The organism is Herpetosiphon sp. NSE202 (assembly GCF_042688385.1).
Classification (GTDB): Bacteria; Chloroflexota; Chloroflexia; order Chloroflexales; family Herpetosiphonaceae; genus Herpetosiphon.
On record NZ_JBHUPY010000016.1, the window covers coordinates 45,033 to 56,825 of the forward strand.

The 11,793-nt window shown below is 50.4% G+C and carries 11 protein-coding genes; all 11 read left to right on the forward strand.

The window, feature by feature from the left end:
• Positions 1–42 precede the first annotated feature (42 nt).
• The 11 genes from ACFMKP_RS19365 (at position 43) to ACFMKP_RS19415 (ending at position 11,668) form a co-directional block, all read left to right on the forward strand.
• Positions 43–1,302 (forward strand): ArsB/NhaD family transporter, encoded by a 1,260-nt coding sequence (locus tag ACFMKP_RS19365; RefSeq protein ID WP_382294217.1) that lies wholly within the window; start codon positions 43–45, stop codon positions 1,300–1,302.
• The gene (locus tag ACFMKP_RS19370) at positions 1,299–1,808 is read left to right on the forward strand and encodes a hypothetical protein (protein ID WP_382294218.1); all 510 of its coding nucleotides are present in this window, start codon (positions 1,299–1,301) and stop codon (positions 1,806–1,808) included. The genes ACFMKP_RS19365 and ACFMKP_RS19370 overlap by 4 nt, the downstream gene beginning before the upstream one ends.
• A 14-nt stretch (positions 1,809–1,822) precedes the next feature.
• Positions 1,823–2,656 carry an alpha/beta hydrolase gene (locus ACFMKP_RS19375; protein WP_382294219.1) on the forward strand — a complete coding sequence of 278 codons (834 nt, stop codon included), beginning with the start codon at positions 1,823–1,825 and terminating at the stop codon, positions 2,654–2,656.
• On the forward strand, positions 2,653–3,921 hold the full coding sequence (locus ACFMKP_RS19380) for a glycosyltransferase (RefSeq protein WP_382294221.1): 1,269 nt from the start codon (positions 2,653–2,655) through the stop codon (positions 3,919–3,921). The genes ACFMKP_RS19375 and ACFMKP_RS19380 overlap by 4 nt, the downstream gene beginning before the upstream one ends.
• Positions 3,922–3,959: 38 nt before the next feature.
• Complete coding sequence (locus ACFMKP_RS19385; protein WP_382294223.1) at positions 3,960–4,697, forward strand: pentapeptide repeat-containing protein; 738 nt, start codon at positions 3,960–3,962, stop codon at positions 4,695–4,697.
• Positions 4,698–5,061: 364 nt separating this feature from the next.
• Complete coding sequence (locus ACFMKP_RS19390; RefSeq protein ID WP_382294225.1) at positions 5,062–6,336, forward strand: WXG100 family type VII secretion target; 1,275 nt, start codon at positions 5,062–5,064, stop codon at positions 6,334–6,336.
• A 42-nt stretch (positions 6,337–6,378) separates the two neighbouring features.
• A complete protein-coding gene (locus ACFMKP_RS19395) occupies positions 6,379–6,984 on the forward strand; it encodes a hypothetical protein (RefSeq protein ID WP_382294226.1) in 606 nt (201 codons plus the stop codon).
• Between the two features lie 11 nt (positions 6,985–6,995).
• Positions 6,996–7,781 carry a hypothetical protein gene (locus ACFMKP_RS19400; protein ID WP_110513343.1) on the forward strand — a complete coding sequence of 262 codons (786 nt, stop codon included), beginning with the start codon at positions 6,996–6,998 and terminating at the stop codon, positions 7,779–7,781.
• 165 nt (positions 7,782–7,946) lie between these two features.
• Positions 7,947–8,336, forward strand: a complete 390-nt coding sequence (locus ACFMKP_RS19405) for a DUF2721 domain-containing protein (RefSeq protein ID WP_054535447.1) — start codon at positions 7,947–7,949, stop codon at positions 8,334–8,336.
• 17 nt (positions 8,337–8,353) lie between these two features.
• On the forward strand, positions 8,354–9,514 hold the full coding sequence (locus ACFMKP_RS19410) for a sensor histidine kinase (protein WP_382294229.1): 1,161 nt from the start codon (positions 8,354–8,356) through the stop codon (positions 9,512–9,514).
• A 549-nt stretch (positions 9,515–10,063) separates the two neighbouring features.
• Positions 10,064–11,668, forward strand: coding sequence for an arginine decarboxylase (locus tag ACFMKP_RS19415; protein ID WP_382294231.1), 1,605 nt, complete (start codon positions 10,064–10,066; stop codon positions 11,666–11,668).
• Positions 11,669–11,793: the final 125 nt, after the last annotated feature.

An 11,793-nucleotide genomic window follows, 5' to 3' on the forward strand; every position in this document is an offset into this window, starting at 1 on the left:
AGTGCGCTTGGTGCTTAAACCCTCGTTTACTGTAGGAAGATCATGCAACTGCTGCTTGGTGGAACAATTTTTGGGGCCACGCTCTTAGGCGTGATGGTTCGTCCGCGTCGGATTTCGGAAGCTTGGGTAGCGTTACTTGGCGCATTGGCCATGCTCTTGGTGGGCATTTTGCCGCTCAACGAAATTGTGCCAACCTTGGCCCGCGAATGGAATGTCTATGGTTTTTTTGTTGGCTTGATGTTGATTGCCTTTTTTGCCGAGCAAGCAGGGGTATTTCAAGCGTTGGCGTTGTATGCTGCGCGCTGGGCCAATGGCTCAGCCCAGCGTTTATATGTGGCGGTCTTTCTCGTTGGCACATTAATCACGGCGGTGCTTTCCAACGATGCCACGGCCTTGATTCTTACGCCAGTGGTTTGGACGTTGACCAGCCGTTTGCGTTTGCGGGCCTTGCCATTTATGTTTGCCTGTACCTTTATCGCCGATACGGCCTCGGCCTTATTGCCAGTTTCCAACCCAATCAATATTCTGGTGCTGACCCGCTTTAATCGCGAGTTGTGGGAATATTGGACTTACTTGTTGGTGCCATCGCTGGTGTGCATTGGCTGGAACATTGGCTTATTTGCTTGGTTGTTTCGGTGTGATTTGCAGGGCAGTTATGATTTGGCGCTGCTTGATGATTTCACGATCGCCAACCCCAAACTGTATCGCGCAACCCTCATTGGCTTGGCATTGATTGCGCTTGCCTATGTTGGTGGCTCGCTTTGGCAAGTGCCATTGGCATTTGTGGCTTTGGCGGGCGCGGCGCTTTTGGCAGCGCTGAGCTGGTGGGCTGGTAGCTTCAAGCCCAAGCATGCCTTGCATGAACTCTCGCCAGCCTTATTTGGCTTTATTAGCGGCATGTTTTTAGTGGTGCGCGCAATCGAGCACTTGGGCTGGACTGAGCGCTTTGGCGCAAGTTTGTTGCAGGGCAGCAGCGCCAGCTTGGGCAACATTGCACGGGTGATTTTCGGTAGTGCGCTTGGCTCGAATATGATCAACAACGTGCCGATGACTTTGGTGATGACCTCGACGCTTGAGCATTTGCCAACCCAACCTGCACCAGCCTTGATCTACGGCACAATTTTCGGAGCCGATCTTGGCCCGAATTTAACGATTGTTGGCTCCTTGGCAACCATGCTTTGGCTCGTGATTCTGCGGCGCAAAGGGATTGAAATTAGTGCTAAAGAATACTTAAAATTGGGCTTGATCTTTGTGCTACCATCATTATTAATTGGTACGCTTTGGATGTGGCTCATGGCATGAATTATTACTTCTTTGACCAATTACGCAGCTGGTTGACGCAGCATGGCTATCAATACAGCTGCCCAATTCAGCACAACTCTCAAGCAGCCGATCTCCAGTTGCGTTGGGTTGAAGCCCTGCCATTGATTGGCAAAGTGACCAGCGATCTCGCATTTTGGGATTTCGATCGGCTGGCGATTCCGTTGGAACAGCAAGCCTATGTTTTAGAGCAAGCGAATCTTGCGCAATTAACGGTCGTCGAGGCCAATTTTCCGCGTCAGCGCTGGCTACGGCTGCATATTCCCAATGCAATGACGATTGCGGTCAGTGCCCGTCCATTTAGCGCCGAATGTATAAAGCTAGTCCAATTGCCATTTTCGACACCGAGTAATGGCTATTATCGCTCGATGGTTTTGCTCAATCCACGGAGCTATAGCAGCATGCAGCAAGTGGTTTGGCCTGGTTCGAGGCTGCCATCAAAGCCAGCAATTAAGTTGATCAAAACAATGCTCAAGAGTTTCGATTAGTTGATGAGGTATCTATGCAAACGATTGAATTATCCGATGCAACGGGATTTTTAGAACGCTACGCTGATGTAGCGATTGCTGGCCTCTTGCCACGCCATGTTGATGTCTGGTTGCCAGCCAACTACCATAGCTCCGAGGAAACGTTTCCCGTAATTTATATGCACGACGGCCAGAACTTGTTTGACCCAGCGCTGGCCTACATCGGGATTGATATGGGCGTTGATGAGGCAATTGAAAACTTGATTGCCAGCCAAACGATTAATGGCGCGATTGTGGTTGGCATTTGGAATAGCGAGCAGCGGATTCGCGACTACCTGCCAGCCAAGCCGTTTTACAGCAGCAGCAAAGCAATGCAAGATCAATTTGTGGCTGCGGTTGGCGGCGAGCCACTTTCCGACCACTATTTGGCGTGGATTGTGAACGAACTCAAGCCGCAAATTGATGCGACCTATCGCACCGACCCTGAGCCTGAAGCTACCAGCATTATGGGTGCAAGTATGGGCGGCTTGATCTCGCTCTATGCCTTGGTGCAATACCCTGAGGTTTTTGGCAATGCTGGCTGCCTTTCGACCCACTGGCCAATTGGCGGTAGTGCATTGGTTGAGTGGTTTGGCAAGCGCTTACCTGAGCCAAGCGAGCATCGGATCTATTTTGATTTTGGCACCGAAGATCTTGATGCAGAATACGAGCCATTTCAACGCGAGATGGATGGCTTTATGCACGCGGCGGGCTATCGTCAAGGCGACGATTGGCTGACCAAAAAATTTATTGGGGCTGGCCACTCCGAGCAAGCTTGGCGCGAACGAGCAGAATTGCCTTTGGCCTTTGTATTAGGAGCCAGCGTGTGAGAATATTAATCATCGCATTGGGTACGCGCGGCGATGTGCAGCCAATGCTTGCTTTGGGCTTGGCCTTGCAAGAGCGCGGGCATCCGGTGACGCTTTTGGTCAGCAGTAATTTTCAGGCGTGGGTCGAATCGTTTGGCTTGCAGGTGGCAATCGCCCGGGTTGATATTCAGCAACTTATGCTGAGCGACCAAGGCAACGATTGGGTCAAACATGGTGCGAATCCAGCCAAGCAAATGCAAGCGATGCGCCGCTTGTTGGAGCAACATGCGCTGACGATGATTGAGGATGCATGGCAGGCTGCTCAACAGTGCGATGTGTTAATCAGCAGTTTTACCTCGGATACCTTTGCGGTCACCTTGGCCGAGGTTTTAGGCTTGGTACATATCAGTGCGCCGTTGCAACCAGCAATGTTAGCCACTCGTTCTGGGCCATCGAGCGTCGCGCCGCTACTGGAAAGCCATGATAGCTGGCTTAATTATTGGTTTGGGCGCTTGATAATTGAACCATTTCCTTGGCAAATTGGCGGCAAATTTTTGAATCAATTTCGTCAGCAGCGCCTCAAATTGCCAGCCCAAACCAGGGCCGAATATTTGCAACGCTTTCGCCAAACCACGATTATTCAGGGTTTTAGCCCAGCGCTTATTCCGCATCCCTACGATTGGCCCGCCAATATTCAAACGGTGGGCTTTTGGCGCTTGCCGCCTGATGAAATCTGGCAAATGTCAGCTGAGCTGGAGCAATTTTTGGCCGCTGGGCCAACCCCAATCTACATCGGTTTTGGCAGCATGACTGGGGCCAACCCCGATGCCTTTAGCGAACTGTTGCTCAAGGCAGTAGTGCATAGCGGGCAGCGGGCAATTATCCAAGCTGGTTGGGCAGGTTTGGGCCAAATCGAACTTCCAAAAACTGTCTTTCGAATTGGCGCTGCGCCGCATGAAATCCTTTTTCGTCATGTTAAAGCGGCGGTGCATCATGGCGGGGCGGGCACAACCTGCGCGAGCCTTGCAGCCGGCTTGCCAACAGTAATCGTGCCCCATTTGGGCGATCAACTGCGTTGGGGCCAGCGCATCGCCAGCTTGGGTTTAGGCCCAAAAGCAATTCCGCGCAACAAATTAACGGCAGAGAACTTAGCATGGGCGATTGCCCAAGCAGCAAATACGCCTCGAATGCAGCAAAAGGCCCAAGCCATGGCCAAAACCCTGCAAGCAGAGCAAGGGATTAGCCGCGCAGTCGAGCTTATCGAACAGCGCATATACCTCAGCTAAGTAATTGTAGGCCTTAACCGTGGAATGAGGGATTGGTGATGCGCTACTTTTCGCAACAAAAACTTGATCAACTGCTCGAAGCCCATGCCGAATGGTTGCAGGAGCAGCTTGGCGAAGCCATAAGCTTACGCAATTGCGATTTGCGCGGTATGGATTTGCGTGGCCGTTCGTTGATGCGCATGCAGTTGGAAAATGTAGTTTTGGCAGGCTGTGATTTGCGCGGTTGTAATTTTTTTGGCGCAACGCTGCAACAGGTCGATTTGCAAGCAGCCAATTTGGCCAAAGCCTGCTTTGGATCGAGCTTTTGTAAGCAGGTTGATGCACGCCAAAGCAATTGGCAACAGGCTGATCTGATTAGCGCAATTATTAAAATGAGCGATTTTAGCCAAGCCAACCTAGCCTATGCCGACCTCAACAAAACAGATTTTGAAACCAGCATTTTAGATCACGCCAACCTTAGCTATACCAATGCAATTCGGCTGAATATTAGTCGCAGTTCGTTGCGACGGGTGCAGCTTGATCATGCCATTCTTGATTTTGCGACGCTCTATAACAGCGATTTGCGGGGTGTGAGCTTGAATGCAGCAAGTTTACGCAAACTCAAAAGATTTGAAAATCTAGCGGTTGCTGGTTTACAGGCTAAGGATGTAGTGCTTGAAGCTGGGCGCTTTAGTGGCTGGTTTGATGCTAGCCCCGAAGCTGATGGCAGCCAACGTCACGACGCTGATTGGATGTTGGAATTTTTGGCAAATAGTGGCGAAGTCTCTACCCAATAATGGCTAAGCTCGCGCAATTATTAATAGTGCTTTAGAAATTAACGAGCTCTGCCGTTCGTTTAAGCCCTATTCAAGCCCCATGATCAAATGAGCATGGGGCTTTTGCTTGCTGCATGGTCTTGTTCTTGCAACGGTTTGGTAGGCTCGTAGGGGCTTCAATCAGCCAAATTTTACTAAGCTACCAATAAAACTTAACAATAACTAACTAGCTAGGTGCTAGATTCGGGCTTTTTATTAATAAAGATCTTGACGTAAGTCTGTTTTTATACGATGATACTGCTACATTTCGGTTTTTTACCCCACATTCGGTCTACGAGAGTAAGAATATTCCAGGGGTTGAAGCGCACTTTTAAGGAGTATTGGCATGGGAGCTGAAATCGTTCAAGCTCAGTATGACCAACTCACTCAAGTTGCAAGTCGGTTTGGCAAGCAATCGGAGGTAGTTGATCAAATCAACAGCCAGATTCGCCAGAGCTATGATAGCTTAGCAAATGGCGGATGGATGGGTGATGCGGCCAAGGCATTTTTTAACGAAATGCAGTCGGAAATCTTTCCCGTTATGCAACGTCTAACCAGTGTATTACGGGAAGCCCAAACTGTGACCCAACAAATTAGCAGCGTGTTTCAGCAAGCTGAACAAGAAGCTTCGAAGGTCATGACGTTTGGCGAAGGCGGCGCAGGTGCTGGCAATGGGTCGACATCGTTCAGCGCTGCGGCTCAAGGCTTTGCAGCAGGCTCGGCGGCTGGCAACCAATTGCCACCACCACGCATGTACATTGTCAATGGGATTAATGCGACCGAGGCTGATGGTACGCCAGGCGGCGGCCCGCAAGAACTGGCCCGTTTGTTAGCCGCCAACGGCTACGATCCAAGCCAAGTTAAGGCGATGCCCGCTATCTACAACACCAACTATGTGACCGATCTGAAAGGAACCGACCTCAAAGGAACCAATCATGGTGGGTTATTGTCGCCAGTTGATTGGCTGACTGGTTTGGGTGCTGGTGCAATCAACAAAGTTACTGGCGCAGGTGCAGGCCTAATCAACGGTGGCTCACAGCTGTTCAATACCGTCGTTGGGGTTAGCGAAGTTGTGCAAGAGTATACGATGCAAGATCAGGGCAAGTATACCCAAGAAAGCTACAACTTTATCAAGCAAGACCTTGCGCGCAACCCATTGCTGCCTGGCCAATCGGTGATGCTGCTTGGGCATAGCGGTGGTGGTGCGGTTGTTAGCAATCTTGCGCCAATGCTCGAAAACAATATGGGCGTTGATGTTTCCGGGGTGGTTACGATGGGGTCGCCAGTGGCGAACGCTGATCGGGCAATGCAACATGCTAAGTTCCTCAGCATTAGCGACAAGGGCGATTACATTGGCCAGCCATGGATTCGCTCCGACGAAGGCCGCAATTTCATCACGCCGGGGTTGATGACAGGGATTCTCGCGCCGAAGTCGTTGCCATTAGTGGTGCCTGGGGTGCTCGGTGCCGATCGTGGCTTCCGTGATGCTGGGATTAACTACTTTACGACCAATGCGAATGCGGGTAACCCAATTAGCAATCACAACTCCTATTGGACCAGCAACGACGTGGTTAGCATCATTAAGAACAGCTATCCCGAAGTTGCACCATATCTGAAATAACCCATGAAGCTTGTGTGCAGAGTATGGTGGAGGATGCTTGCAATGGGTTTGTTGGCATCACTCTTTGGATGTGGATCAAGTGCTGTTCCCGAGGCCGTGCGTAGCGGCCTCGACGAACAGTCGATTCAGACAATTGGCACGTTGGATATCAGTCCGTGGTTGGGTGACAACCCACGGTATCAGCGTTTAAGCTTAATTCAGGCTCAAACCCAAGCAGGCCAGCCCACAACCGTGGCCTATCTTGAGCCTCATGCAGGCGCAGCAGTCTTTTCGCTACCCTTGAGTCGCCAGTTTCCCGATGCGCCTTTGCAAACGGCTTTATTCGAAATTGATGGCTATCGACTGATCGTGGGCTTAGTCGATGCAGAGATTAATGGCGAACTCACCACGATCGAATTTGAACGGGAAGAACCAAATCAAGCGAACTGGTTAGAGGCATTAAAAGTTAGTAATCTCAATCAGCGTTCATTTGTAATTCCCATCGCCCCGAATGAACAAGCGCAATGGTCAACGATCCAACGGATTGCGGTGAACACCCGCGAATCGCGCCAGCGTGGAGTCGATGATCGCAATGCTTCGGGCCACGCATGGGAACAGCAATATTCCAATCCTATTGCAATTGACAGTACCTTTGCGGTTGTACCGTAGGAGATTAGGGCATGACAACCCCCCAACCCTTGGTCGCAGTGACACTTTCACGGAGTGAACTGCTGTTAATTAGTGCACTCTTAAAAGCTCCGGCTTTGATGGGTGTCGAAGCGACCACCGCCGATGAGAATCAACGCGCTTTGGAGTTGTTGCAGGCTGAACATTCGCTCCGTGCTCGCAACGCTGCGGCGGTCGATGAAAATGGTCAACTATTAATTGTTCGAGATTTACTTGGAGTTGTGGCAAGTTGCGCGTATCCACAACGCTCACTGGTGGTTTATCATACTCGTGCAGATGGGGTGGTGCTTCAAGGTTTTGGCCATGTACGCGATGAATTTTTAGTCGTGCATACGGTGATCAACCCCGAAGTTCACAACCTCGCGCAGATGCCCAATCTTGACCGCTTGATCGAAACGGTGTTTCAATTGAGCGATTATGCAGCCAATACTGCAGCAGTTAACCTCCACGTCGATATTAGCCGCGAAAAACTGGTGATGGCCCGCCAATTGGCCGAACAAGGCCAAACCGCCCAATCAGCAGATACGTTGGTACGCAGCGGTGTAACCCCAACCGAAGCCGAGTTGCTGGTGCGCATGTTTAGCTTGCCCTCCACAACCACGGTTTTTGTGACAATTCAATATAGCGGCAGCCATGCTATGGCCCGCGAATATACCTTGTTCAAAAATGAACTTGGCTCGTTCTTGATGACCCAAACCGACCTTGAGGTTGAACGCTATCAACTGAAGGGCATCGATTATATGGGGCTTGGCGGCCTCTTATATGAGTCACTTTCATAAGCTCGCTCGCCTGTTCCAAGCCGCTCATTCGTCCGAATGGGCGGTTTTGGCGTTAATTGTGATTAATCGCGTGCTGTAAGCTGTGCTGCTTTTTCCAATTGCTTGCGCTAAAAGTGCTAAACTGACTGGTTATGAGGTTCGATTTAGCATCAAAGCAGGCTCATTATGGAATTGACGTTTACCACTCCGGCGCTGTTGTTTCCAGCAATTTCGTTGCTGTTTTTGGCCTATACCAATCGCTTTCTCTCAATTGCATCGTTAATGCGCGAACTCAAAGGCCGCTATAAAATCGATCGCGACCCACGGATTCGTGGCCAACTGGAAAATTTGCGCTATCGAATTGGGATTATTCGCAGCATGCAAATTTGCGGCGTAGCAGCATTTTTCTTCTGCGTACTGTGTATGTTTGTGTTGTTTGCAGGCCAAGCCTTTTTGGGCAAATTGACCTTTGGGGGCAGTTTATTGCTATTGTTGACCTCGCTGGGCTTGTCGTTGCGCGAAATTCAGGTTTCGATCGATGCGCTTAGCCTCGAAATTGCCGATCTTGATGAGTAAGGCTAGAATTGGTATGTATGAAACGCCAAACGATTAACCAATCGATCAATCAGCTCTACCGAATTGCGACAATTCTGATAATTGTCGTGATTTATGTGCTTACCTTTCCTTGGCTTTATCGCTTAGTTGGTGGCACGATTGGAGCCTTTGTCTTGATTCCGATTGGCTTGGTTGCATGGTCGTTTGGCTGGCGCAGAGGCTTGGTGGCGACAGTCATTGGCCTGTCGATTACCTTGTGGATGCTGCGTTGGGCTGGTATGGAGTGGGTGCAGTTGCGCGCATTATGGCCGCCAGCGCTGATGAGTGGCCTGATGATTGGCATGATTGGTTGGTTGCGCTCGTTGCTCACAACAATTCAGGCCCAAACTGGCGAGCTTGAGCGCGAGCGCGAATTGTTGGCCAACGAAATTAGCCAACGCAAGCAAATCGAGCAATCGCTGCTTGCCGCCAAAGAAGATGCAGAGTTGGCGAATCACACAAAAAGCCAATTTTTGGCCATGATGAGCCATGAGTTGCGTACGCCGCTGAATGCAATCATTGGTTATAGCGAGCTGCTGCAAGAAGATGCTGCTGCTGAGCAATTAACCAATTACGAGCAAGACCTGAAGGTTATTCACAACGCTGGCGTGCATTTGTTGGGGCTGATCAACGATATGCTTGATCTGGCGAAGATTGAGGCTGGGCGTATGGAATTGTTTGGCCAAGATTTTCATGTTCACGAGCTCATTGATGATTTGGTGCTGTATTGCCAGCCACAAATCGCCAAAAATAACAATCGTTTGGTGCTGGATATTGCTGAGAATGTGGGTTTGATGCACAGCGATGTGCAAAAGCTGCGCCAAATCTTACTTAACTTACTGAGCAACGCGGCCAAATTTACCCAGCAAGGCACAATTACCCTACGGGTGCGGCGCGATGGCAACTGGTTGCATTTTGAAGTTGCCGATAACGGTATTGGGATGAGCAGCGAACAAGTTGCTAATTTATTTCAGCCGTTTTTGCAGGCCGAGCAATCGACCGCCGCTCGCTATGGCGGCACAGGTTTGGGGCTAGCGATTAGTCGTTCGTTAGCTAAACTTTTAGGTGGCGATGTTATGGTTGAAAGTGTTCAAGGGCAAGGATCGTGTTTCCAATTGATTGTGCCAGCATTTCAGTTGGCTCCAGTTACGGCAATGTAGCTCGATTCAAGTATCACACATTTGTTTGGGCATAATTATACAAATTTCTTATTTGACAAGCATCAAAAGTACGCTAAAATATGCAACGGTGATCGAAATTCACCAACGGTTTCCGTGCCTTCTCGGCGCTCATCGGCAGCAGGTCGCTGCATCAATTGGAACGATGAGTGGTGGTTGTTTTCTGGGGCGCATCACATTGTTTTGAGCGCTGGTTTTTGACTTCCGAGCGGGCTTTCAACGAGGCTATATGAACGGTAGACAGAATTTTTGCACGCTGCGACAAATTACGCGGCGCTGTGCTGAACCTCCCTCAATTTAGGTTGGTGAGTATTGAAATCTTGCTAGCAGACTAGCAATGGTTCTCTGTCTATCTCCTCACCTGCCACAATTGGGCAGGTTTTTTATGCCCAGTGCTTAAGCCAAATGTCGCCATGACACGTGGTTTTTTTATGCCCAAAAAACGGGCAATGCACTTGGGAGTCTCCGTCAATAAACACACGAACGAACACCGCTAATTTTGATTGTACTTTGTTCTCTCAGTCCCCTGTTGTGGCTGAGCACTATCGTCGTGGCTATCACGGCTTGGAGGGACATGTCCAGTTGATCGAGCAAACCTATGCTGGCTACCTGAATGATTCATTTGGCTTTTCGGGTGCTGGGGCTTTGACCGATTTTCTAACGCGCCGCAACGAGCGCTTGCTCTTGGGCGATACGGTCGATCTGGGTGCATTGGTTGAGCAATTTGGTGCGCCCCTTGAGGTTTCGTTCTGCCCGCAAATTACCACGCAGGTGCAGAATATGCTTGATTATGCGATGGCTGCACAGGCAGCAGCAGGCTATACAGGCTCGTTCTTGTATGCCTATGCTACCAAGGCCAATTTTTCGGAAGAAGTGGTGCGTACAGCCTTGAATGCTGGTGCTCACTACGAAACCTCGGCTGCTGCCGATGTGGTGATTGCTCACCATCTCTGGCGGCAAGGCGTGCTTTCCGAAGATCGCTATATCTTCTGTAATGGCTCGAAAGAGCCGATGTATCTCGATGGGATCTTGGCCTTGCGCCACGCTGGCTACGAACGGGTCGTAACAGTGCTTGATGATCTCGATGAACTTGATTATGTATTGGCTCAATGCCGTGAACCAATGTTGTTTGGTGTTCGTGAGCGCCACGCCCCTGAAGTCGTGGATCGCAATCATGCTGGTGCAGAGCGCTTCGGCTTAACGCCCGCAGAAATGCAACTTGTTGCTCAACGTTTGGCTGGCACTGCCCATCAATTGGTGGTCTATCACGCCATGGTTGGCTCACAAATTGAGGATGCTGCTGCATGGGAAGCTCGTTTGGCTCGTTCCGCCAACGCCTATGCTGCTTTGGCCAGCGCTACCCCAAGCTTGACGATGTTCAATTTTGGCGGCGGCATGCCAACCTCGGGCTACGATTTGAATTTCAAATTTGATTATGTTGGCTTTTTGACCAACTTGATGGCGAATACCCAAGCCATTTGTGCTGAGCATGGCGTGGCAGCACCCATGATCATCGCTGAATGTGGCCGCTACACCGTTGCCAACCACAACCTATATTTGATTGAAGTTGGCCGCGTGAAGGAAGCTGGCGCAATTGAGCCTTGGTATTTGTTGAATGGCTCATTGATGGTTTCGGCCCCAGATACCTTAATTGTTGATCAAGAATTTGTGGTTGTGCCCTTGGATGGCTGGGATACAGCGGTGCAAGCAGTGCGTTTGGGTGGCCGCCGCACCTGCGATTCCGACGATCTGTATCCACGTTCGCATCGCCCAGCCTTGATGTTGCCTGAATTCCAAGCAGGCATGGTCTTGGCGGTCTGTGGCGTTGGCGCATACCAAGCCATGATTGGCGGTAAAGGTGGCGCACATCACTGTTTGAACCCCGAAATGCGCCGCATTATCATCGAACAAGATGACGATCAATTGGTGATGCGCGAGATTGCACCGCAAAACTTGATGGCTCAAATGAGTGCTTTGGGTTATAGCATCGCCACGATTGAGCAACCAGCCCGCAAGCCTCTGCCAGTGCGCACTGCCGTGGTGAGTGAGCAATTGCCAGTGCGGCCATTACGCGCTGCTCGTCGTCGCCAAGCGCCATCAACCTTGCGCACCAGTCGTTTTGCGGCAAGTGCCTAGCGAGGATAGAGCATAGAACATAGAGCATAGGGATCATGGGCTGGGGATTGGGGATCGGAAAATAGAGAACATAGAGCATGAGGTGTAATGGTTCATTGCGTTAACCATGGCCTGATTCCCTCACC